This window comes from Hymenobacter sp. DG01, assembly GCF_006352025.1.
GTDB lineage: Bacteria > Bacteroidota > Bacteroidia > Cytophagales > Hymenobacteraceae > Hymenobacter.
In genome coordinates, this window is the sequence record NZ_CP040936.1 from 2477283 (window position 1) to 2498253 (window position 20971).

Here is a 20971-nt window from a genome sequence, read left to right on the forward strand (position 1 = left end):
TCGTTTATGAACCTGACTCCCGTTCTGGAATTTCTGCGCCATCTCGCGGCCAACAACAACAAAGCCTGGATGGACGCGCACCGCGCCGACTACCACCAGGCCCGCGCCGAGTACACCGCTTTCGTGGCCGAGCTGCTGCGCATGGCTTCCCTCGATCTGGAGCCTGGGCTGCGGGGCCTCAACCCGTCGGATGTGATGTTCCGCATCAATAAAAACGACCGGTTTCAGCAAAGCGACGAGCCTTACAAGCGGCACATGGGCGCGGGCCTTAAGCCCGGCGGACGGCATAGTGCCTGGGCCGGCTACTTTGTGGCCGTGGAGCCCGGCGGCGAAACCTACGTGGGAGCGGGCCGCTGGCTGCCCGAACCGGCTCAGTTGGCCCGTATCCGCCAGGAAATTCACTACAACGCTCCGGCCTTTCATGCCCTGCGGCAGGACGCTGCGCTGCTGCGCCAGTTTCCTGATGGGCTGGACATGTCTCAATCCCTGAAAACGGCCCCCAAAGGCTATGACCGCGCCGACCCCGACGTGGAGTGGCTACGCCTGAAAAGCTTCTTCGTGTGGCGCTCCTTCCCCGATGCTGAGGTACGCCGCCCCGACTTCGCGGCCCGGGTGCTGGAAGCCTGGCAGGCGGCCCGCCCCTTCGTGCGCTTCCTCAATGAAGCCATGCGGGAGGAAGGAAATTAGGTGAGGAAGGCCGCAGGGTAGGCGTTATCGGTTGTCAGGGGTGCACCGCTCTATCGGGGCAGCTTATCGGTCCTCTCCCTACCCCATCCCTTTGGCTAAAGCCCCGGAGGGGGCGGTATATCGATAGAAAAAGGCAATATGTACAGGAAAGCCCCAGCGGGGCGGCACCTAATCGTTCAACGAGTGGTGTCGCCCCGCTGGGGCTTTGAGTATTTTCTGAAGGTAGGGCCTGCTACCCATAGGCTGCCCCCTAACAACGGGCAACTTACCTTCTAAAACAGCCCGAACAGAGTGCTGTTAATCTTTTCGATGATGACGCTCAAATCCTCGGGGTTGTTGACGTAATCGAGGTTGTTAACATCTACGATGAGCAGCCGGCCGGCCTTGTACCCGCTGATCCACTCCTCATAGTGCTCATTGAGGTGTTTGAGGTAGTCGATTTTGATGTTGTTTTCGTAGTCGCGGTTGCGCTTGTCAATCTGGGCTACCAGCTTGGGCAGGTCGGCACGCAGGTACAGCAGCAGGTCGGGCGGGTTCACCATGCTGATCATGGAAGTGAACAGGCTCAGGTAGTTCTGGTAGTCGCGCTCGGTCATCAGGCCCGACTGGTGCAGGTTGGCCGCGAAGATGTGGGCATCCTCGTAGATGGTTCGGTCCTGAATCACGCCCTTGCTGGCCTGCTGCAGGGCTTTAATCTGCTGGGTCTGGCGGAAGCGGCTATTGAGGAAATATACCTGCAGATGAAACGCCCAGCGGGGCATGTCGTCGTAGAAATCCTTGAGGTAGGGATTGTGGTCCACGTCCTCCAGGAACACCTCCCAGTTGAAGTGGTGAGCCAACTTATTGGCTAGCGTGGTTTTGCCGGCGCCAATGTTACCGACGATTGCAATGTGCATGAGCGAAGCGCAGAAAAAAACGGAGCGGCAAAAATAGCGGATGCCAGCCGAACCAAAATAGTAGATGAGCTTAGATCCGAATCAATCTTGTTTTCAGTATATTCAGTAGGTTCGTGCTGCTTTTCCCTCGTCCCGCTCCCAATGGACTCCCTACCCCTTGAATCACTTGGAACCCTGACCGATACGCACGGCAACCTCATCATTGAGCTGCTGCACTCGCCTGCGCACCGGCTGTTGTACATCCGGTGGTTTGGAAACCTGACGGGCCGTGAGATATCGTACGCCTCGCAGGAGGTAGCGCGCGTGCAGGCCGAGCTGCACTACCCCCTGCTGCTCAACGACAAAAGCAACGCCACCGGCGACTGGAGCGAGGCCATGGACTGGGTAGAGTACGAGGTGCTGCCGCAGGTGCTGAACTCGGGCTTACGGGCCATTGCCTACGTCTTCTCGCCCGATATGCACAACCAACTTATCAGTCTGCGCTTTTTTGAGCGGATCAAGCAGTACATCCCCATTCAGATGTTCTATGATCTGCCCTCGGCCTGGCAGTGGCTGCGCCGCTACCACCTGCCGCCCAACCCTGCCGCCCTGGAGCCAGACCCGGCCTGATGGGCCGCGAGCCTTCGGGCTTCAGAAAAAAGCCGTGCCGCCTTTAATCAGGCGGCACGGCTTTTTTTTTAGGGACCCGAAGGCGAGGGCGCTTTTATTCCCGAATTACGTCTTTCACGTCACGGGCTTTTTCCAGGGTCCGGAATTCGCCCTGCAGGCTCCGGATGCGTAGGCGCTCCTCCAGGGGCAGTTGCTCCCGTACCTGCTCGTAGCGGGCGTTCAGGCGGCTAAGCACGGCGCTGGCAGCACTCCAGTCGGCCTGGGTCCAGTTCTTGCGGTCGGTGCGCATGGTTTCAATGAGGCGGAAGTACAGATCGGGCAGCTCGGTAGGCCGGGCCCGGCTGATATTCACGTCTTCGCCCAACAGGCGGCGCTGGGCCTGGTCGGCAGTGGCCGGGCGGCTGGCGGCGGCATCCAGGCTATCCTGGCGGGTAGCCCACTTTTTGTAGCGCACTTTCTGGATGCTGTATTCGCGCTTGCCTTCTACCGTCAGGCTGTCCACGGCTTTATCAATGCGGCGGCTCTGGCGGTCAAACTCCTCCGTGAGGCGGGGCAGCTCGCGGCGGGCTGTGGTGGCCGCCTGATCTACCTTGCTGTTCACCCAGTCGCTGAACACGCGCAGGTCGCGCTCCACGCCGGCCGTAGTAGAGCTGGCCGAGGGCGCTTTGGTGGTTTTAGGAGTTTGCTGGGCCACGGCAGCCGGAGCTATCAGCAGGCCAGTGCCCGTAAGCAGGGCAAGCGAAAACAGGAAAGGTTTCATAGGCAGGTAGGCGTAGTCGGGAGGAAGGAAAGGATGGTGATGAAGTAAAACACGAAAACGACCCCGGAGCCGAACTCGTGTAGCTGAGGCAGGCAATTTCCGGCCCAAAACGAGTGAAACCGGACCTGGGGTTCGGTTTTGCGCCGAATAATGCCGTTTTTTGCCTGCTATGTCAGTCTCTGCCGCCGCTCCGCTTCGTATTCAGCCCGCCACCCTCACCGATATTCCTACCATCATTGGGCTGGCGGAAGCAACCTGGGAGCCTACGTACCGGTTCATTATTTCGCGGGAGCAGATTGACTACATGTACCGCGTTATTTACACGCCAGCCTCGCTGGAGCGGCAAATGACCGAGCAGGGCCACACGTTTCTGCTGGTGTACGTAGAGGGCGAGCCGCAGGGCTACGCCTCCTTTTCGGCCCAACCTACCGCGGGGCTCTACAAGCTGCACAAGATTTACGTACTACCCTCGGCCCAGGGGCAGGGCCTGGGCCAGCACCTGATTGGGGCCGTGGAAGCGGCCGTGCGCGCGGCCGGGGGCCACGCCCTGGAGCTGAACGTAAACCGCCACAACCCTGCCCTGGCCTTCTATGAGCGGCAAGGCTTCCAGCTTCACCGCGAAGAAGATATTGCCATCGGCCCGTACTGGATGAACGACTACGTGATGCGCAAAGAGCTCCTGTAGCCCAGGCAGCCGGCTGCCGGCCTGATCATACGCCCCGTTTATTCGTTACCCGTACCCATTTACCCCTTCACTTCTTCACCTCATTACCTCAAATATGGCAACCAAACTTACCGTTCTCAGCAACGGCTCTCTGCGGGTAGAGGGCACCGATTTCGAACTAGTAGATGCCCAGGGCCAGCCCTACGGCCTGGGTGGGCGCGAGCGAATCAGCATCTGCCGCTGCGGGCTTTCCAAGAACAAGCCCTTCTGCGACGGTTCGCACAAAGGCCATTTCGAGCACAACGCCGTAGCCTTCGACCTGCCGACGCCCGGTGGCGCGCCCGCCAATCCGGCTCCGGCCGCCCCTACCCCGCCCGATGCTGGTAACCAGCCCCTGGCCTAGCCTCACCACGCGGGTGGCCCAGAGAAAAGCCCGCTGCCAGGTTCTGGCAGCGGGCTTTTTTGTATTGATTCGTATTGACGAAGGCAGCTCTTAGAACAGGGAGTTTACGAAATCAACATACTCCTGGCGGGCTTCGTCCTGGGATTTACCGCGCAGGCCGGCCCAGGCGTCGTACTTGGCAATGCCTTTGAAGTCGAAGCCGCCGGGCCGGTCGCCGGTTACGTCGCCTTCGCTGGCCTGCTTGAACAGGGCGTACAGCTTCAGGAGGGTAGAGTTATCGGGCTTGCTGGGGAGCTGCTGCACGCGCTGCTGAGCGGCTTCAAAATCGGCGGTAGTGGCCATGCGAAGAGAGGAATGAAATGGTAAAACAGTAGGCTTGCGGCTCTGCCGTAGCAGAACCGGTGGCAAAAGATACGGATTGGGCGGGAGTTAGGCTGCATGCAGCGTTTTTCTGCGTTGTATCTTCCCCGCTCTACTTCACCTCACTGCTCTCCTATGTTCCCAAAGCTACTTTCCGGCCTGGCCCTGAGCGGGGCCCTGCTGCTGGCTCCCGCCGCCTGGGCCCAGAAAACCTACCTGCACTGCGGCCGCCTGCTGGACATGCGCCAGGACCGCGCCCAAACCGAAGTAACCGTGGTAGTTGAGCAAGGCCGCATTGTGGCGGTAGAGCGCGGCTACACTACCCCGGCCACCGCCCGAGACCGGGTAGTGGACCTGAAAAATCGCACCGTTCTGCCCGGCCTCATCGACTGCCACGTGCATCTGGAGGGCGAAACCAGCAAGGACAACTACCTGAAGGAATTCACCCAGAACCCCGCCGATGTGGCCTTCAGCTCCCTGGAGTACGCCCGCAAAACCCTACAGGCCGGCTTCACTACCGTCCGCGACCTGGGCGGCTCGGGGGTTAACCTGGCCCTGCGCAATGCCATCAACCGGGGGCAGGTAACGGGGCCGCGCATTTTCACGGCGGGCAAGGCCATTTCGGGCACCGGTGGCCACATGGACCCCACCAACGGCTACCGCCTGGACCTGATGGGCATGCCCGGCCCGGCTGAGGGGGTAGCCAACGGCCCCGACCAAGGCCGGCAGGCCGTACGCGAGCAGTACAAGCGCGGCGCCGACCTGATTAAGATTGCCAGTACCGGCGGTGTGCTTAGCGTGGCCAAAGACGGCTCGGCCCCGCAGTTCACGGAAGAGGAAATCAGGGCGGTGGTGCAAACGGCCCGCGACCTGGGTCTGAACGTAGCCTGCCACGCCCACGGCGCCGAGGGCATGAAGCGGGCCATCCGGGCGGGCGTGACCAGCATTGAGCATGGCACCCTGATGGACGACGAAACCATTCAGCTCATGAAGAAATACGGCACCTGGTACGTGCCCACCATCACGGCCGGCAAATCCGTAGCCGATTCGGCGGCCAAAAACCCTACCTACTACCCCCCGCTAGTGACGCCTAAGGCCCTGGCCATCGGCCCCAAGCTGCAGGGTACGTTCGGGCGGGCGTATAAGGCCGGGGTGAAAATTGCGTTTGGCACCGATGCCTCCGTATTCCGGCACGGCGTAAATGCCCTGGAGTTCCGCTACATGGTAGAGGCCGGCATGCCGCCCCTGCAGGCATTGCGGGCCGCCACCGTAAACGCAGCCGAGCTGCTGGGCCAAACCCCAAACCTGGGCACCGTGGAGGCCGGCAAGCTGGCCGACCTAGTGGCTGTGGAGGGCGACCCGGTGCAGGATATCAACGCCATGCAGCGCGTCCGCTTTGTGATGAAACAGGGGGTAGTGTACCGGCAGGACTAGGGCAATGGGGCTCTCAACCGGGTAGCCCTGCCAACCTCGACTATAACATTTGGGCGGCGTATTGGCGTAAAGCCGATACGCCGTTTTTTATTTTCTGATGAAGCCCAACGACCTGAACACCCTCGCGCAGAAGTTTTTGCAGTATAAACTTACCCTGGCTTTTGCCGAAAGCTGCACGGCTGGCCTGCTGGCCTCCGAGTTTGTAAAAGCCTTCGGCAGCAGCGAGGTGCTGCTGGGCTCTGTGGTAACCTACCACCCCATTGCCAAACAGCGCCTGCTGGGGGTGAAAAAGGAAACCCTGGCCCTGTACACCGCCGAAAGCCAGCAGGTGACCAACGAAATGGTAATGGGCTTGCACAAGCACCTGCCTACCGCCGACATTTGCGTGGCCGTTACGGGCCTGTGCGGGGGCGGAGCCTCGGAATCGGAGGAGAAGCCGGTGGGTACCATGTACTTCACCGTTCTGCATCAGAAACGTGCCTACGAGCTCCGCGAGCAGTTCACGGGCGACTGTGACAAGGTGCGCCTGCTGGCCGTAGACTACATTTTCAACTACCTCAACACCCTACTCGATGAGTACGCCGAGCAGCACGCCGGCTCCGCCATTGAGGAGAAAATGAAGTGATTTTGGTGATGACAGGCGTCATGGCGAGGAGGCACGACGAAGCTATCCGTCCTGACCACCGCCCTACCGCCCTCATGATGTGACAAGCCCTTGACGCTCGCACAGTCGTCAGGAGGCTTGGGTGTTTAGCAGGATTATTATAGAAGACAGGAAGGATGGCGTCGGTGCCCTCGCCATGACACTTTACTCAGTCACTCACTCGCTCATTCACCTTTTCCCTCTTCCCAGGGTCAGCAGCAGGTTCAGGCGCACTACGTCGCCCATGGAGCGGCAGGCGCTGAATTGCCCGGTGCGGTGGTGCTGGTTGAGCTGGGTTTTTAGTTGGGTTACTTTTTCCGGGGGCGACACTTCATCCTGGCGCAGGCAGTCGATGAGGTCTTTGAGGCGGTAGCGCTCCGAGCGGGCCCGCCGGGCCATCAGGGTGCGCTCCTCGGTTTGGTACTGCCGGATGGTTTCAGGCTCCAGCAGCTGGCTGCACAACATCACCACGGCCCGGTTATCCTTGAAAAACTGGGGTAGATACATGTTTTTCTTGCCCTCATAGCACTGCTGATCGAAGTCGATGGCGCGTACCCGGTACTGCTCATCCTCGAAGTCGGGCGTTACGTCAATAACGTAATTGTAGGCCCTCATATCGCCGAGCAAGCGGGCAAAGCACCGCTCGTTAAACTTCACGAATTCCTTGGCTATGCGCACCTGGTTAAGGTGGGGGCGTTGCAGATGGTCGCGGATGAAGTCGTCGCCGGGGATGCCAGCAATGTGCTCCTCAATCAGCGTATCGCCGTGCACCAGATAGTTCATGCTGTTGGGCGAAAGCAGATGTTCCAGCTCCAGGCCGTACACCCGCGAGGCATCGGCCCGCTTCACGTAGAAGTAGTCGTAGTTATCGTTGAGTTGATTGACGATGCGCACCCGAAACGGGTTGGAGTTGCCGAAGCGGCAGTAGTCGATGCGGTCAGCAATGAGGTGGTCGGTAAAGGAAAGGTCGCCGGCGGTTTTCAGCAGGGCGTACACCTGGGCCAGCCCCTCGCTCAGCTCGCGCAGGGCCTGCGGCTCGTAGAATACCGTTTCCCAGAGGGTGTCGCGCCCTTTGCGGTCCAGCAGCGGAAAGGCCCCGCTGATGCGCGTCAGTTCCAGGTAGGTAACCGGCAACTGGCTTTCCCGGTCGTAGTCGCGCAGGTAGTGGCGCAGCTTGTCCTGGATGGGGTAAGTAATTTTCTTTTTGGAGATGAGTGTCACGGGGCGGGGGTGGGAGGTTGAGGCAGAAAGGGCGGATACCAGCCCTGCATACGAGCCGGACGGGAAAGATGCAGCCGTTTTGGCCGAAAGCCATCCGCTGCTCCTTTATCGGGTTGAAAGCACAACCAAGGGTAGCACGCCCGAGATTTACGGGCTGCCAGCACCGTCTGTAGGGGCACATCTTGCCGGCAAAAGTCAGCACATCAAGTGCTTCGGTTGTACCTTTGCCATGCTTTTCCTTGTTGTTGCGCTGCTCTTATGAGAAAACTTCTGCTCACTCTCTTTGTCGTGCTACTTTGCCCGGTATGGTCGCCGGGCTGGGGCGTTTTCGGTCATCGCACCATCGCCCAGATTTCGGTGTATGCCTTGCCCTCCGCTATGCGCGGCTTCTACTACCGCCACCTGCCCCAGCTGATCCGGCTGAGCACCGCCGCCGATGAGCGCAGCGACCAGGACCCGCTGGAAGCCAGCAAGCACTTCATTTACATGGACCATTACGGCGACGACCCCTTCGGCCTCATGCCCAAGGCCTGGGATAAGGCCGTAGCCAAGTACACCGCCGATACCCTGCGCAAGTACGGCACCCTGCCCTGGGCCGTGCTGGAAACCAAAACCAAGCTGACGGAAGCCTTCCGCCAGCGCGATACGGCCGCCATTGTGGCGCTTTCCGCCGACCTGGGCCACTACGTAGCCGATGCCTACGTGCCCCTGAACATGACCGTGAACTACAACGGCCAGAAATCCAAGCAGGAAGGCATTCGGGCCCTGTGGGACAGCAAGCTGCCGGAGCGCCACATTGCCAAGTACAAGCTCGACAGCGAATCGGCGGACTACTCCAAGGACCCACTCAAGGACATCTGGCAGGCCGTGCAGGACTCGTACGGCTTCCTGGGCGACACCTTTGATAAAGAGGAGGAAATAACCCGCAAGTACACCCCTGAAACCAAGTACGTATTCAGCCACAAGTACGGCAAAACCCGGCGCTCCTACTCCGATGCCTTTGCCGACTCTTACCACGAGAAGGTAGGCGGGCAGGTGGCCTACCGCCTGAAGCTGGCTCCTACCATGGTGGCCTCGATGTGGCTGACTGCCTGGAAGGATGCCGGCAGCCCCAACCTCGATGCGCTACTCAAGAAGGCGCCCACCAAAGAAGAAAAGGAGAAACTCTCGCAGGAGCTGAAAATCTGGAAAGATAACGGCCTGGTGGACGGGCAGATGCTCCTGTCACTGCAGAAATACAAAGAAGCCGAGCGCCCCGACCTGATTAATGCGGCCAAGGACATGCAGCCCCTTCCCGCCGACGCAGAAGCTGCTCCCGTGGTGGCCGCCCCGGTGCCCGGCGCCCCGGCCCCGCCCGCCGGCACTACCTCGGTTAAGGTGAAAAGCAAACCCGCCACCGGCCCGGCTCAGAAGCAGAAAACCAAACCTGAGCAGCCTGCCAAACCCAAGAAAAAACCTGCTTCTGACGGGTGGGATACTCCCGCTGGCTCAGGCTGGTAAGCACCTCCTCAGTAGAAAGAACAATAACGGGGCGGCGTCGGCAAATAAGCCGGCGCCGCCTTTTTTTGCTTATACCTCAACTCATTCATCTTTATATTATTGATAATTAATGCGTTGATGTTACAGATACAAAGATCCGGCAATCCGCGCCGTAACGCTACAGGCAGCTCCGGTCTGGGTTTACTGCTATAACCAGCCAGCGCATTTATACGCAAACTCATAATTATCATTAACATACAAGTGAATAACATTCCGGTATTCATCAACCTGCCGGATAAACTGCCGTTAACTATAGCGCTCCGCTACAGGCGGAGGATAGCACTCGTTTTTCACCTCAAACCCAAGTTGCTATGATTCTGCGCTATGACCGGCTGGCCGTTGAGCTGCCCAAACCCAAAAACCCCTCTCCCAACGACGCGGCGGCCATTCAGGAGCTGCTGGGCGGTAAGTACGGGGAGATGTCCACCCTGATGAACTACACGTTTCAGTCGTTCAACTTCCGGGGTCGGAACCGGTTGCGGCCGTTCTACGACCTGACCTGCAGCATAGCCGCCGAGGAATATAGCCACATTGAGGCCGTTTCCTACGCTATCAACCTGCTCCTGACGGGCCAGACAGTACGGGGCAAAGACCCGGTGCCGGCCCCGCTGGCCGATGCCAAGGATGCCCGCAACAGCTACCACTTCCTGAGCAGCGCCCAGGCCGCCGTGCCCTTCGACTCGATGGGCAACCCCTGGACCGGCCAGTACGTGCATGCCAGCGGCAACCTGAAGCTGGACCTGCTGCACAACTTCTTCCTGGAATGTGGAGCCCGCGCCAATAAGATGCGGGTGTACGAAATGGTATCGGATCCGTGCGCCCGCACCATGGTGGGCTACCTGCTGGTGCGCGGCGGCCTGCACGTAGTGGCTTATGCCAAAGCCCTGGAAAAGCTGACGGGCGTGGAAGTAAGCAAGCTGGTGCCCGTGCCCGAGCTCAGCAACGACGCTTTCCCGGAAGCCAAAAAGCTTCAGGATCAGCAGAAGCTGCACCTGAAGCTCTACACCTTCAGCCCCGACGACTACAAGCAGGCCGGCATCATCTGGAACGGTACCCACCCCGAGGACGGTCAGCCGCTGGAGGTTATTCAGGGCGGCTTTGAGGGCGTACCCTACCCCGTGCTGGAAGAGGAACCCCAGCTGAACTCGCCCGGCGCCGACGACTACGACCCGCAGATGTTCGCGGACATCGCCAAGAAAATGGGCATCAAGCTCTAAGCTGACTGTTCTGCATTCATCTTACAAAGCGGCTACCCCTCAGGCGGGGGTAGCCGCTTCTACTTTGTGCACTGTCATTCTGAGCGTCACGTAGAATTGGAGAACTCACAGGAGGCTAACCCAGATTTCTTGCTCCCCTCGGAATGACAAGCGGCGTAGTGTGTTTTTTTCCCTGACGAAGCTGCTTTCACCCGACTGCGGCGCGGTTCGTATCATTGCACACCGCCACTTGTGCTGCTCACCTGCTATGCTCCAGTCCTTTTTTCGCGTCCGCCGCTCCGCCGTGCTGCTTGGCCTGGGTCTGCTGGCCGCCGCCTGCAACCGCACCCAGCCCGAAGCAGCCGCACCCCCTACCCCTGCCCCGGTCAACATACCTGGCCCCGACCTGATGAGCCTCACCGACTCCACGGCCGCGGCGTTGTTGCTGCCTTACGGCCGCCAATACCCTGGCCAGGAGGTGCTGCTGCAAACGCGCCACGGCAACATGCGCATTCGGCTCTACGAGGACACCCCCCTGCACACGGCCAACTTCCTGCTGCTGGCGCGCAAAGGATACTTCGACCAGACTGTCTTTAATCGGGTAGTCAAGGATTTTGCTATTCAGGGCGGCACCTCCGACCGCCTTACCATGCGCCTGAGCCGCTACCGCCTACCCCCCGAAATCAGGGCCGGGCACTTCCATAAGCGCGGGGCCGTGGGCATGGCCCGCTACGACGACGAGCAGAACCCCGGCAAGCTGTCCTCCAGCCACGATTTTTACATTGTGCAGGGCCAGAAGCTCACCGCCTACCAGGCTCAGTCCAGCACCTACCGCAAGCTCACGCCTACCCAACTGCGCACCTATGCTACCCAAGGCGGCATCCCCAGCCTCGACGGCGAGTACACGGTGTTCGGGGAGGTCGTGGAAGGCTTAGAGGTTATCGATAAGATTGCCAACGAGCCCGTCGGCTCTGATCACTGGCCCACCCAGGACGTAAACATCAAGATGAAAGTGGTGCGGTAAGGGGCCGCCCCTACCCTCGCCAAGCGCCCAAACCCTGAAAACGCGAGCAGCCTTACCGGCGCACTTCTATCAGGCGGCTATGCTGCACGTCGCCGGGTTGCTCCTGCAGCAATTCCCGGGCTTCGGCACGGGTGTAGGGCAGGCTTTTCTCCTGGGCAAACAGGTTGGGCGCTACTGCATCGGGGGTAGCTGCATCCGTGCGAGCCGGGTGCAGGTACACGCTGTCGGGCGTAACGCGGTGGATCTGGTAGAAGAAATACCGCGTTTCTGCTCCGCCCTGGGGCTGAAACTGCACCACGTACACGTCGCCTTGCTGGGGATTTTGCACCTGTTCTTCCAGGGAAGGCTGGCAGGCGGTCAGCAGCCAGGCACCCAGCATACACGCGCCGCACCCACGAATAAATTGTTGCATGCGGCAAGGTAGCCCCGCGTGGCCCACAAAAAAAGCGCCCCGCACTGAGTGCGGGGCGCTTATCAGGGTAGGCTATCTTCTTAAAAAGACTACCATACTTTGGCGCGCTCAGCCTGAGCACGTACCATTTTAGCGTCTTCTTTGCAGCCGAAGGCCTCGTAGAACTGGGGCATGTTCATGAGCGGGCCGCTAGTGCGGAACTGAGCCGGCGAGTGCGGGTCCGTCATGACCTGCTGGCGCAGGTACTCGGGGCGGGCGTTGGTACGCCAGATCTGAGCCCAGGCCAGGAAGAAGCGCTGCTCCGGCGTAAAGCCGTCGTACTTGGGCGCGTTGCCGTTCGGGTACTGTTTTTTGAGCTGCTTCTGCAGGGCCGTGTACGCAATGTTCAGCCCGCCGAGGTCAGCCAGGTTTTCGCCCATGGTCAGCTTGCCGTTCACGAATACCGAGTCCAGCGGAGAGAAGGCCGAGTACTGCTTGCCTACCATGTCGGCGCGCTGCTCAAACTTAGCGGCGTCCTCTTTGGTCCACCAGTCGCGCAGGTTGCCTTCCGAGTCGTACTGCCGGCCCTGGTCATCAAAACCGTGAGTGATTTCGTGGCCGATAACGGCGCCCATGCCGCCGTAGTTTACCGCATCATCGGCTTTGGGGTCGAAGAACGGGGGCTGCATGATGCCGGCCGGGAACACAATTTCGTTCATCGGCGGGTTGTAGTAGGCATTCACCGTGGGCGGCGTCATGCCCCACTCCTTCCGGTCGATGGGCTTACCGAATTTGTTGAGGTTGTCCATGGAAGCCCACTGCCGGGCGGCCAGCACGTTCTTCAGGTACGACTCGCGCGAGATGTTCAGGGCCGAGTAATCCTTCCACTGGTCGGGGTAGCCGATTTTCACCGTGAAGGCATTCAGCTTCTTGAGGGCTTCCTGCTTGGTAGCGTTGCTCATCCAGTCTGACTGCTGGATATGCTCGCCCATGGCTTCGCGGATGTTGGCTACCATTTCCATGGCCTTCTGCTTGGTTTCCGGCGTGAAGGCCTTGTCCACGTACAGCTGGCCGAAGGCTTCGCCCAGGGCGCGGTCAGTGGCGGCGTTCATGCGCTTCCAGCGGGGCTGCTGCTTTTTAGCGCCCGTCAGCACCTGCGAGAACCGGAACGACTCATCCCCGAACGCCTTCGGCAGGGCCGAGGTCAGGGAGGTCGTCAGGTGCCAGCGCAGGTAGGTTTTGACGTCGCCAATAGGCTCCTGCTTCAGCATGGCGCTTTCCTCCTTGAAGAACTCGGGCTGTCCTACAATAACGGTTTTCACCGCGCCCAGCTTCATGGCCTGCAACGACTGCGCCAGCGCCAGGTTCGGGAACTGCTTGTTGAACTCGGCCACCGTCATCTTGTTGTAGTTGGCCTGCGGGTCGCGCAGGGCTACGCGGGTGCGGCTGGCTTTGGCCAGGCGGGTTTCCAGACGCATCACGGCGGCGGCGTTCTTGGCGGCCGTGGCTTCATTGTCGCCCAACAGTTTGAAAGTGTTGGTGAGGTAGGTGGTGTAGGCCGCGCGCAGTCCTTTCGAGCGGGCGTCATCCTTCAGATAGTAGTCCCGGTCGGGCAGGCTGAGGCCGCCCTGGTAGAGCTGGAAAGCGTATTCCGTGCTGTTTTTCTCGTCCTGGCCCACGCCGGCGCTGTAAAAGGCACCGGTGCTGTAGAGTTGCTGACGCACAATTTCGCTTTGCACGCCTTTCAGGTCCTTGATAGCATTGATGCGCGCCAGCTCGGGCTGCAGGTACTTCAGGCCGGCCTGCTCAATGGCCATCGAGTCCATGGCCGTGGCGTAGTAGTCGCCTACTTTCTGGGCGTTGGAGCCTTTGGCGGCCGAGATGTTGGCAGCGGCTTCCTGCAGAATCTGCCGCATGAGGGCGTTGTTCTTGTCGGCCAGCTCATTGAAAGAGCCCCAGCGCACTTCAGCAGCCGGAATAGGGTTGTTTTTCAACCAGTTGCCGGAAGCGTACTGAAAGAAGTTGTCGCAGGCGTTAACTGAGTTATCAATGTTCGCCACGTTCAGGCCCACACCTTGGGGGTTGGCGGCCGGAGCGGGGGTAGCGGGAGCCGTGGTGGTAGCGGCCGCCGTGGGTGCGGCGGTTTTGCTGGAGGCACAACCGGCCAGCGAAAGGCCAGCCATTGCCACCGCTGCCAACTTCAGGCTATTGCGGTTTTTCATGAAAACAGGAAAATAGAAAGGTGGAACTAGGGTTATGTAAAGGCAAGGTAAAATAATTTCCGGCCGCAGCCACCTGCTTTGCCCAAGCGAAATGACGAGATGGTGCACTGGTGCGTTGGTTTTTCAATGAGCTGTGACAAGCAGCTCGGCGGAACTGGCACCCTCTATTCAGCGGTTTAGATTGCTTCGTTAGGCTTTGCACAAGCCGGACGGGTAGGGATGCCCTACCCCTCTGCGCCTTCAGAACCGCAAACTCACTAATTCACCACCTCACTTGTGCTTCTGCGTAACTTGCGCATCTGATGCCTTTGTACAACCGCCGCCCCGAGCCGGGGCTATCTTCGGCCCAATCACCATCGTTGCCGCCGGCGGCCTTGCCGCTTAGCGAGCTGCTGGCCCGGGTGCGCCAAACGCTGAGCGAGCGGTTCGCGGACTCCTATTGGGTAGTGGCCGAAATTGCCGACCTCACCCTACCCCGCTTCGATGGGGCGCATTGCTACCTCACTCTCACCGACCAGCACACCACGGCCCGCGGGGCCCAGCTCAAGGCCCAGGCCCGCGCCACCATCTGGAGTCAGCGTTTTCAGCAGCTGAGCGCCGTGTTCGAAGAGCAAACCGGCCTTACCCTGCGCATTGGTTTGAAGGTGATGCTGCGGGTACAGGTAAAGTTTCATGAGCAGTTCGGCCTGAGCCTCGATGTGCTGGCCTTGGACCCAACTTATACCGTCGGCGACCTGGCCCGGCTGCGCCTGGAAACCCTGCGGAAGCTGCAGGCCCAGGATCTGCTGGAACGGCAGAAGCGCCTGACCTTGCCCATTGGGGTGCAGCGGGTGGCCGTTATTTCGTCGCCGACGGCTGCGGGCTGGCAGGATTTCGTGCAGCAGCTCCAGGAGACCCCCTACGATTTCTCCCTGACGCTTTTCCCCGCTCTCATGCAGGGCGACGATTCGCCGGCCAGCATCCGGGCGGCTCTGGATGCCATCCGCAGCCGCCGCGACGAATACGATGCGGTGGTCATCATCCGGGGCGGGGGCTCCAAAACCGATTTGCTGGCCTTCGACGACTACGGCCTAGCCGCCGCCATCGGCTCCTTTCCCCTACCCGTGCTAACCGGCATCGGCCACGAGCGGGACGAAGCCGTGGTGGACCTGACCGCACACACCGCCCTCAAGACGCCGACAGCAGTAGCCGCCTTCCTGATTGAGCGCCTCGCCCGCCTGGAAGCGGCGCTGGAGGGCTACGGCCTGCGCATTCGGGAGCTGGCCCAGGAGCGGGTGCAGGCCGAAGGCACCCGCCTTAACCGCCTGCTCCGCCACGCCCACCTGGCAGCGCACAACCAGCTCCAGGACCAGCGCGAGGCCCTGCACCAGCGCATCCGGCAGGCCGCCGCTACCCCCCGCGCCCAGCTGCGGCAGCAGGAACATCAGCTGATTCGGCGCCGTCACCAGCTGCACCGGGCCGCCCGCACTACCCTGCGCCACCAGGAGCAGGGCTTGCGCAAGCGGGGCCGTATTCTAGCCCGGCACTTCCGCCGCCTGCACCGCCGCCGCTGCGAGCAGCTCCTGCGCCGGCAGCACCAGCTGCAGCTGGCCGCTACCCGCCTGCTGCACCGCGCCGAGCTGCGCCTAGCCCGGCTCAATGCCCAGCCGGCCAGCGGCACCATCCGCCTGCTGACGCCCAAGGGTCAGCCCTTTACGGGGCCCCTGCGTGCGGGGCAGCAGGTGCTGCTGCGCCTCCCCGACGGGGTAGTACCGGCCCGCATTGGGGGTCAGCTTCCCCTCCTTCTTTCCTAAGCAATTCCTATTATGTCGCCCCAAAACCTTACCTACCGCCAAGCCATCGAAGAGCTGGAAACCATTCTGCGCGCCCTGGAAACCGATGCCGTGGATGTGGACGACCTCACGGCCCGGGTGCAGCGCTCGGCCGAGCTGATTCGCCTGTGCAAACAGAAGCTGCGCTCCGCCGAGTCGGCCATTGACCAGGTATTTGAAAATCTGGAGGAAGAGGATGAGGAAGCATAAATATGTTATGATTTATACCTGACGCAGCTATTGGCATAGCCGTACTCTTATATTTGGTCATTGTTTCTGCCAACTAACCCACACCTATGACCAACAACGACGCCTTGAGCCAAGCCAGCGCCTGGACCCGCAATTATCGCAATCAGAACTTCGGTGGTATTAAGGGCCACTGCCTTCCCGCTGAAACACTGCAAGCAATACTCAGCCAAGAGGGTTGTGTTGGCGTGCGGGCTTACTACGGACTCACCGACGACAATACGCCTAAGCTGATTCTGGTAGGTTACGATACTAATGATAATGATATCTTATCAAACACAATCAGTGCTGCCCGCAGCTCAGTAGAAGCCGAATCGGTTGCGGGAACCAGCCAAGTTGCTATTGATCTGCCTCCCTGCCCTCCCTGCTGCAGCGTAGAAAATCCCATCAATAGCTAACCTCTAATGTCTGACTGGTTCATTACATTTTGTAAATCTCTAGACTTACTAGTGTATTGGGCAATGATAATACCTTTTGCCGTAGCGTTTCGGTACCGTTCATCATTAACAGGGGGAATGCGCACCCTTCGCTGGGTCCCCCTATTTTTGTTTTTGATGTATTGCTTATTGCAAATTTCGATTAAAATATGGCATTATGGCCTCATCATTAATCACATCAATACAGTAGGAGAAACTCTTTTATATATCAAAGTATATCACGACGAATTCAATAGCAAGAAAACTAAGCGTTGGATTCGCATTCTAACAGTATGTTTTCTAATATTTGCTGCTGTAGATTCTTTCTGGATAGAGGGTTTTGATAGTATAAATTCTTATACAAACCTTGTTGAAAGTATTATAGTAATAAGCTTAGGGATTTTGTTTTTTGAACACATTATATCAAAGAGCAACCACCAGCAGATTCAAAAAATACCTATGTTCATTGCCACTGTTGGCATATTATTATACCTCTCTGGAACAGTGCTTTTGTATTTAGTAACGAATAATTTTATAGCATCAAATGACGAATACAGCACACGACTCATGTATCTATTAAATTCTATTTTACTTCTCTTGTTAGCTATTATTTTTTTGAGAGCTTTCTTTCTGGCCCGGAAGAAGACCCCAGCCGCCCCGGTTTACGCCGGCTAACGGCCCTACTTCTGGCTCTAACCCCAAAATGTGCCTCAGCTATATTGTGTAAAATACAAATACGAAATATGCACTCAATTCTAAAGTAAACTACTCGAATTCTCAAGTGCTCATATAGCTGTTTATTTCTCTAAAATTTTCGATACACCTTTCAACACATAAAAAATAATCACAAACTGTTCTTCATGAGACATAAATCATTACTACTCTTGTTAAGCGGCCTTACTATTGGCGCTTTGTGTGGCGTAGGTTGCCAAAAGACTGAATCAGTTGCCCCTATTGCTGATTTAGCATCTAAACAAGACTTTAATACCCAAGCGGGTCATTTCTTTCCTAGCGTAGCAGAAGCTGCTAATTGGACTCGCAACTACCGCAACAAGTATCCCCGCCTTTCTTCAGATGGACATACTAACAAAGTTTTATACTCCACTTATTTTGGCAGTAGCTTCCTGCGTCAGATAATGGACCAGCCCGATTGTGTAGGCATACGTTTCTATAAAGCTATAGATCCAAAGGGAGACGAGCACATCCTAGCGGTAGGAACTGATGCTAATGGGAATGATCTAGTGCTACGCAGGAAAGTAAATACTACTAATAACACCAGTAGCATTAAAGGTACAGAGGACACTGAAGTAATGGTAGGAAACTGGGGACATCGCTGCCCTGACTACTGCAGCACCGGAGAGCTATCTGGCAACTAATTTAGTTTAGCAGACGCACCTCCGTGAACGTAGTATTGGAGATAGAATAATATATGTTTTGCCTCTTTCATTTAATAAGTTTATCTCACAACACTACCATATCATACATATGACTATATTTAGCGATTCACTTTCATACTATTAAACATTTCTTACAGATCATGAAGTTGTTACGTAAGCGTTTCTCCACCGAACCAGCAGAAAGAATCTCATCTCTGGAACAGGCACGCACTCTAATTCAAGAGTTTCAGCTAGCCAATCCTAGTGCAGTACAGTCTCATTTCATTGGTCGTGAGAAACTAGAGGCACTTTTAGCGCAGGATAACTGCAAAGGAATTCGATTGTATTTCGGTCTGGATGATGCCGAACACCTAAATTTGCTGGCTGTAGGCACTAATAGTCTGCTCAATGATATGTTGCGGGGTCCGGTCGCTGTTAGCACGCATCCTAACCTACCATTTAGCGAAGCAACTGTAGCCCACTTCACGGGCAAGGAAGGTCGGTTCATCAACAAACCATTAGCGGCTAATTGGACAGCTAGTTATCGGCGTAGCGTAGCTGGCCGAGATGCTTTTTTTGCCATACTGTTTCCTGTCCATTTCCTTCAGCAGTTCTTTAGCCAAGCAGATTGCCAAGGCATCAGTTTCCACTATGCGCTCGACTCGCAAGCTCGGATGACACTAATACCAATGGGCGTTACCTCAGAAGGAGCTAATCTGTTCTTCAGCTATGATTCTGATACACACCAACCTTGTCCACCCTGCTGCAGCTTGGAAGACTGGTGGAGCATTCTTGGCTTTTCGCTTAACCAAGATGCGCCACGGAGTCAAAAACTCCGGGTTGCTACTGCTGTTTGCCGAGAAAACCGCTTTGCGTAACACTGCACCAATATTTCGCCTTTAAACTTCTCTATTTCAAAGCCCTATCTATGATATAGATAGGGCTTTGTTTAGTATGGTACAATCGCACATAATATATCAGGCTGCACTAATGTTACGGATGATCCTTCTTCTCACCGTTCACATAACCTAGGGCACACGCTATCAAAGTGGCTGTTGTTTTAGCTTAGGTATTGCCCGCACATTTAGCTGGATAAATCCCCGTATCTTGGTCCATTGAATATTCTTTATCGGCTGCTGCATCTTTCCTAAATGCCTGACGCGCTTATTCCGCTAGTTCTCGTGACGCCCATTCTGCTGCTGCTGGCGCTGGGCATCGTGGGCTTCGTGGTGCGCTACCAGCGGCGCCTGATTCAGCAGCAGCTGGAAATGCAGGAGTTGCACGAGGCCGCCCAGCAACAGGCCCTGGAAGCGGCCCTGCTGGCTCAGGAAGAAGAGCGCCGCCGCATTGCCGGCGACCTGCACGATGGCGTGGGCACTACCCTGGCTATTGTGAAGCTCCACCTGAACACGCTGGACCAGCCGGAGCTAACCCAGGAGGCATCCTCCCTGCTAGACCAGGCCATTAATGAGGTGCGCCGCATCTCCCGCAATCTGCTACCCGCCGCCCTGCAGAAATTTGGGCTGCCCTTTGCCCTGGAGGCCCTGGCCCGCACGGTTCCCGCCGATGGCCCTACCCGGGTGGAAGTAGAGCAACGGGGCCAACCGCGCCGCCTCGACCCTAAGTATGAGCTGATTGTGTACCGGGTAGTGCAGGAACTCTTGGGCAATGGCCTGCGCCACGCCTACGCGGCCCATATTCACATCGTCGTGGAATTTGGAGCCGACCAGCTCTCCCTGCAGTATTCTGATGATGGCGTGGGCTTCGACCCTACCCTGCCAGACCACCCCCCGGCTCCTGGAACCCGTACCGGCCTGGGCTTAACCAACTTACGCAGCCGCGTTGGCGTATTACGCGGAACGTTGCGCCACGAATCGGCTCCGGGCGAAGGAACCCGGGTTTGGATTTGCTTACCCGTTCCGTACCTTTCTACAATTCTACCTGCTCCCTCTTCCGTCCTATGAGTTCTACCACCATTCGCCTAGCCGTAGTTGATGACCATATCCTGTTCCGCAAGGGGTTGCGGGCGCTCATCAGCGGCTTTCCCGGTATGGAAGTGCTGTTTGAGGCCGGCGACGGTCAGGAGCTTCTGGAGCGGCTAGACCAGGGTATTATTCCGGATGTAGTGCTGATGGACCTGCAGATGCCGGTGCTGGATGGCCTACAAACCGTGCGCCTGCTACGGGCCCAGTACCCGCAGGTGCGCTCCATTATTATTTCCATGCACGATGAGCCGGAGCTGATTGACTCCCTGCGGGCCGAGGGCGCCCACGGCTACCTCCTGAAAAACGCCAGCCCGGAGGAAGTGCGGGGGGCCATTCAGAACGTGGTGGATAACCGCCCTAACCCCGATAGCTCCCGCTTTTTGCTGACTACTACCTTTTAAGCAGCCTACCCCACCGGGTTGCGGCTGACACAGATTTTCCCTGTTCCTGGGTGTAGCCACCCGGGAACAGGGCTTTTTATTCCAGCTCAGTGGCGGGGTCCCAGAACAGGCGCTTGAACTCCACTACCTGGTCTTCTTCCACCCGGATGCCCTCAGCTTCCAGGGCTTCCTGCATGGCCGTAGGCGAGGTATAGTGCTGGCGGCCCGTGAGCAGCCCATTGCGGTTTACTACCCGGTGAGCCGGCACGTAGGCATCGGCGGTATGCGCGGCCATCATGGCCCAACCCACCATGCGGGCGCCGTGCCGGGCACCCAGGTAGTGGGCAATGGCGCCGTAGGTAGTCACGCGGCCCAAGGGCACCAAACGTACAACTTCATGCACTTCCTGGAAAAAATTACGCTGCTTTTCGGTGGGGTTGCGGGGTAGGGACATAAAAAGGCGGTTGGCTCCTGCGGCTGGTTTCCGGCAAATAAACCAGGACCTGGTATAAGCTACTAACGGCAGGCCCGGGAAAGTGGTATGGGTTACTTGCTGCCGGCCACCGGCAAGCAACCCACACCACTTTTTTGTGTCTTACCCCCATTATCCGACTCCCCCTCCCCTGATCCAACTTAATACCGGCGGTTAGCGTTGTGACGGTTGCACCCACAGCCGCGCGCCGCGTTGGGTAGGGCATCACACTCGTA

24 protein-coding genes are annotated in these 20971 nt (G+C 58.0%); 17 read left to right on the top strand and 7 right to left on the bottom strand.

The features are described 5' to 3' along the window. Positions 1 to 6 precede the first annotated feature (6 nt). A complete protein-coding gene (locus tag FGZ14_RS10415) occupies positions 7 to 687 on the top strand; it encodes a DUF2461 domain-containing protein (protein WP_139923990.1) in 681 nt (226 codons plus the stop codon). Between the two features lie 272 nt (positions 688 to 959). On the opposite strand, the gene FGZ14_RS10420 is transcribed toward FGZ14_RS10415, so the two are convergent. Next, positions 960 to 1583, bottom strand: coding sequence for a deoxynucleoside kinase (locus tag FGZ14_RS10420; RefSeq protein ID WP_139923991.1), 624 nt, complete (start codon positions 1581 to 1583; stop codon positions 960 to 962). 141 nt (positions 1584 to 1724) lie between these two features. Between FGZ14_RS10420 and FGZ14_RS10425 the strand changes: the two genes are divergently transcribed. Then, the gene (locus FGZ14_RS10425; protein WP_139923993.1) at positions 1725 to 2192 is read left to right on the top strand and encodes a hypothetical protein; all 468 of its coding nucleotides are present in this window, start codon (positions 1725 to 1727) and stop codon (positions 2190 to 2192) included. 94 nt (positions 2193 to 2286) lie between these two features. Here FGZ14_RS10425 and FGZ14_RS10430 read toward each other — a convergent pair whose 3' ends face one another. Continuing rightward, a complete protein-coding gene (locus tag FGZ14_RS10430; RefSeq protein WP_139923995.1) occupies positions 2287 to 2952 on the bottom strand; it encodes a DUF6565 domain-containing protein in 666 nt (221 codons plus the stop codon). A 169-nt stretch (positions 2953 to 3121) separates the two neighbouring features. Between FGZ14_RS10430 and FGZ14_RS10435 the strand changes: the two genes are divergently transcribed. After that, a complete protein-coding gene (locus FGZ14_RS10435; RefSeq protein WP_139923998.1) occupies positions 3122 to 3637 on the top strand; it encodes a GNAT family N-acetyltransferase in 516 nt (171 codons plus the stop codon). A 94-nt stretch (positions 3638 to 3731) separates the two neighbouring features. Next, a complete protein-coding gene (locus FGZ14_RS10440; RefSeq protein ID WP_257883202.1) occupies positions 3732 to 4019 on the top strand; it encodes a CDGSH iron-sulfur domain-containing protein in 288 nt (95 codons plus the stop codon). 90 nt (positions 4020 to 4109) lie between these two features. Here the strand turns inward: FGZ14_RS10440 and FGZ14_RS10445 are convergent, their stop codons facing one another. Next, positions 4110 to 4361, bottom strand: a complete 252-nt coding sequence (locus tag FGZ14_RS10445; RefSeq protein WP_139924000.1) for an acyl-CoA-binding protein — start codon at positions 4359 to 4361, stop codon at positions 4110 to 4112. Positions 4362 to 4514: 153 nt separating this feature from the next. On the opposite strand from FGZ14_RS10445, the gene FGZ14_RS10450 reads away from it, so the two are divergent. Beyond that, positions 4515 to 5813, top strand: a complete 1299-nt coding sequence (locus FGZ14_RS10450) for an amidohydrolase family protein (RefSeq protein WP_139924002.1) — start codon at positions 4515 to 4517, stop codon at positions 5811 to 5813. Positions 5814 to 5910: 97 nt separating this feature from the next. Further along, complete coding sequence (locus tag FGZ14_RS10455) at positions 5911 to 6438, top strand: CinA family protein (RefSeq protein WP_139924004.1); 528 nt, start codon at positions 5911 to 5913, stop codon at positions 6436 to 6438. Positions 6439 to 6645: 207 nt separating this feature from the next. Here FGZ14_RS10455 and FGZ14_RS10460 read toward each other — a convergent pair whose 3' ends face one another. After that, complete coding sequence (locus FGZ14_RS10460) at positions 6646 to 7677, bottom strand: hypothetical protein (RefSeq protein ID WP_139924006.1); 1032 nt, start codon at positions 7675 to 7677, stop codon at positions 6646 to 6648. Between the two features lie 258 nt (positions 7678 to 7935). Between FGZ14_RS10460 and FGZ14_RS10465 the strand changes: the two genes are divergently transcribed. The 3 genes from FGZ14_RS10465 (at position 7936) to FGZ14_RS10475 (ending at position 11436) form a co-directional block, all read left to right on the top strand. Beyond that, positions 7936 to 9177 (top strand): zinc dependent phospholipase C family protein, encoded by a 1242-nt coding sequence (locus FGZ14_RS10465; RefSeq protein WP_139924009.1) that lies wholly within the window; start codon positions 7936 to 7938, stop codon positions 9175 to 9177. Positions 9178 to 9527: 350 nt separating this feature from the next. After that, positions 9528 to 10433: a manganese catalase family protein gene (locus FGZ14_RS10470; RefSeq protein ID WP_139924011.1), complete on the top strand. Its 906-nt coding sequence runs from the start codon at positions 9528 to 9530 to the stop codon at positions 10431 to 10433. A gap of 247 nt (positions 10434 to 10680) precedes the next feature. Then, the gene (locus FGZ14_RS10475; RefSeq protein WP_139924013.1) at positions 10681 to 11436 is read left to right on the top strand and encodes a peptidylprolyl isomerase; all 756 of its coding nucleotides are present in this window, start codon (positions 10681 to 10683) and stop codon (positions 11434 to 11436) included. 52 nt (positions 11437 to 11488) lie between these two features. On the opposite strand, the gene FGZ14_RS10480 is transcribed toward FGZ14_RS10475, so the two are convergent. Together FGZ14_RS10480 and FGZ14_RS10485 are read right to left on the bottom strand one after the other, a co-directional pair. After that, entirely contained in the window at positions 11489 to 11848 is a 360-nt protein-coding gene (locus FGZ14_RS10480; protein WP_139924015.1) for a hypothetical protein, read from the bottom strand. A gap of 89 nt (positions 11849 to 11937) precedes the next feature. After that, positions 11938 to 14049 (bottom strand): M13 family metallopeptidase, encoded by a 2112-nt coding sequence (locus FGZ14_RS10485; RefSeq protein ID WP_139924017.1) that lies wholly within the window; start codon positions 14047 to 14049, stop codon positions 11938 to 11940. A 302-nt stretch (positions 14050 to 14351) separates the two neighbouring features. Here FGZ14_RS10485 and xseA point away from each other — a divergent pair, with 302 nt between their 5' ends. The 8 genes from xseA to FGZ14_RS10525 all read left to right on the top strand — a co-directional run bounded on the left by xseA (position 14352) and on the right by FGZ14_RS10525 (position 20284). Then, positions 14352 to 15842 carry an exodeoxyribonuclease VII large subunit gene (xseA, locus tag FGZ14_RS10490; protein ID WP_139924020.1) on the top strand — a complete coding sequence of 497 codons (1491 nt, stop codon included), beginning with the start codon at positions 14352 to 14354 and terminating at the stop codon, positions 15840 to 15842. 12 nt (positions 15843 to 15854) lie between these two features. After that, positions 15855 to 16070: an exodeoxyribonuclease VII small subunit gene (xseB, locus tag FGZ14_RS10495; RefSeq protein WP_139924021.1), complete on the top strand. Its 216-nt coding sequence runs from the start codon at positions 15855 to 15857 to the stop codon at positions 16068 to 16070. An 86-nt stretch (positions 16071 to 16156) separates the two neighbouring features. Continuing rightward, positions 16157 to 16504, top strand: a complete 348-nt coding sequence (locus FGZ14_RS10500) for a hypothetical protein (protein ID WP_139924024.1) — start codon at positions 16157 to 16159, stop codon at positions 16502 to 16504. Between the two features lie 6 nt (positions 16505 to 16510). Then, a complete protein-coding gene (locus tag FGZ14_RS10505) occupies positions 16511 to 17197 on the top strand; it encodes a hypothetical protein (protein WP_139924026.1) in 687 nt (228 codons plus the stop codon). Between the two features lie 185 nt (positions 17198 to 17382). Then, positions 17383 to 17898, top strand: coding sequence for a hypothetical protein (locus tag FGZ14_RS10510; protein WP_139924029.1), 516 nt, complete (start codon positions 17383 to 17385; stop codon positions 17896 to 17898). Between the two features lie 161 nt (positions 17899 to 18059). Then, on the top strand, positions 18060 to 18776 hold the full coding sequence (locus FGZ14_RS10515; protein WP_139924031.1) for a hypothetical protein: 717 nt from the start codon (positions 18060 to 18062) through the stop codon (positions 18774 to 18776). A 273-nt stretch (positions 18777 to 19049) separates the two neighbouring features. Next, entirely contained in the window at positions 19050 to 19862 is an 813-nt protein-coding gene (locus tag FGZ14_RS10520) for a sensor histidine kinase (protein WP_139924033.1), read from the top strand. Then, complete coding sequence (locus FGZ14_RS10525; RefSeq protein ID WP_139924035.1) at positions 19859 to 20284, top strand: response regulator transcription factor; 426 nt, start codon at positions 19859 to 19861, stop codon at positions 20282 to 20284. Before FGZ14_RS10520 ends, FGZ14_RS10525 begins: the two co-directional genes overlap by 4 nt. A gap of 76 nt (positions 20285 to 20360) precedes the next feature. On the opposite strand, the gene FGZ14_RS10530 is transcribed toward FGZ14_RS10525, so the two are convergent. Then, on the bottom strand, positions 20361 to 20717 hold the full coding sequence (locus FGZ14_RS10530) for an MGMT family protein (protein WP_139924037.1): 357 nt from the start codon (positions 20715 to 20717) through the stop codon (positions 20361 to 20363). Between the last annotated feature and the right edge of the window lie 254 nt (positions 20718 to 20971).

What these genes read in the sequence shown, in the direction of transcription:
- FGZ14_RS10415 (WP_139923990.1), top strand. Translation starts at nt 7, where the DNA reads ATGAACCTGACTCCCGTTCTGGAATTTCTGCGCCATCTCGCGGCCAAC.
- FGZ14_RS10420 (WP_139923991.1), bottom strand. Translation starts at nt 1,583, where the DNA reads ATGCACATTGCAATCGTCGGTAACATTGGCGCCGGCAAAACCACGCTA.
- FGZ14_RS10425 (WP_139923993.1), top strand. Translation starts at nt 1,725, where the DNA reads ATGGACTCCCTACCCCTTGAATCACTTGGAACCCTGACCGATACGCAC.
- FGZ14_RS10430 (WP_139923995.1), bottom strand. Translation starts at nt 2,952, where the DNA reads ATGAAACCTTTCCTGTTTTCGCTTGCCCTGCTTACGGGCACTGGCCTG.
- FGZ14_RS10435 (WP_139923998.1), top strand. Translation starts at nt 3,122, where the DNA reads ATGTCAGTCTCTGCCGCCGCTCCGCTTCGTATTCAGCCCGCCACCCTC.
- FGZ14_RS10440 (WP_257883202.1), top strand. Translation starts at nt 3,732, where the DNA reads ATGGCAACCAAACTTACCGTTCTCAGCAACGGCTCTCTGCGGGTAGAG.
- FGZ14_RS10445 (WP_139924000.1), bottom strand. Translation starts at nt 4,361, where the DNA reads ATGGCCACTACCGCCGATTTTGAAGCCGCTCAGCAGCGCGTGCAGCAG.
- FGZ14_RS10450 (WP_139924002.1), top strand. Translation starts at nt 4,515, where the DNA reads ATGTTCCCAAAGCTACTTTCCGGCCTGGCCCTGAGCGGGGCCCTGCTG.
- FGZ14_RS10455 (WP_139924004.1), top strand. Translation starts at nt 5,911, where the DNA reads ATGAAGCCCAACGACCTGAACACCCTCGCGCAGAAGTTTTTGCAGTAT.
- FGZ14_RS10465 (WP_139924009.1), top strand. Translation starts at nt 7,936, where the DNA reads ATGAGAAAACTTCTGCTCACTCTCTTTGTCGTGCTACTTTGCCCGGTA.
- FGZ14_RS10470 (WP_139924011.1), top strand. Translation starts at nt 9,528, where the DNA reads ATGATTCTGCGCTATGACCGGCTGGCCGTTGAGCTGCCCAAACCCAAA.
- FGZ14_RS10475 (WP_139924013.1), top strand. Translation starts at nt 10,681, where the DNA reads ATGCTCCAGTCCTTTTTTCGCGTCCGCCGCTCCGCCGTGCTGCTTGGC.
- FGZ14_RS10480 (WP_139924015.1), bottom strand. Translation starts at nt 11,848, where the DNA reads ATGCAACAATTTATTCGTGGGTGCGGCGCGTGTATGCTGGGTGCCTGG.
- FGZ14_RS10485 (WP_139924017.1), bottom strand. Translation starts at nt 14,049, where the DNA reads ATGAAAAACCGCAATAGCCTGAAGTTGGCAGCGGTGGCAATGGCTGGC.
- xseA (WP_139924020.1), top strand. Translation starts at nt 14,352, where the DNA reads ATGCCTTTGTACAACCGCCGCCCCGAGCCGGGGCTATCTTCGGCCCAA.
- xseB (WP_139924021.1), top strand. Translation starts at nt 15,855, where the DNA reads ATGTCGCCCCAAAACCTTACCTACCGCCAAGCCATCGAAGAGCTGGAA.
- FGZ14_RS10500 (WP_139924024.1), top strand. Translation starts at nt 16,157, where the DNA reads ATGACCAACAACGACGCCTTGAGCCAAGCCAGCGCCTGGACCCGCAAT.
- FGZ14_RS10505 (WP_139924026.1), top strand. Translation starts at nt 16,511, where the DNA reads ATGTCTGACTGGTTCATTACATTTTGTAAATCTCTAGACTTACTAGTG.
- FGZ14_RS10510 (WP_139924029.1), top strand. Translation starts at nt 17,383, where the DNA reads ATGAGACATAAATCATTACTACTCTTGTTAAGCGGCCTTACTATTGGC.
- FGZ14_RS10515 (WP_139924031.1), top strand. Translation starts at nt 18,060, where the DNA reads ATGAAGTTGTTACGTAAGCGTTTCTCCACCGAACCAGCAGAAAGAATC.
- FGZ14_RS10520 (WP_139924033.1), top strand. Translation starts at nt 19,050, where the DNA reads ATGCCTGACGCGCTTATTCCGCTAGTTCTCGTGACGCCCATTCTGCTG.
- FGZ14_RS10525 (WP_139924035.1), top strand. Translation starts at nt 19,859, where the DNA reads ATGAGTTCTACCACCATTCGCCTAGCCGTAGTTGATGACCATATCCTG.
- FGZ14_RS10530 (WP_139924037.1), bottom strand. Translation starts at nt 20,717, where the DNA reads ATGTCCCTACCCCGCAACCCCACCGAAAAGCAGCGTAATTTTTTCCAG.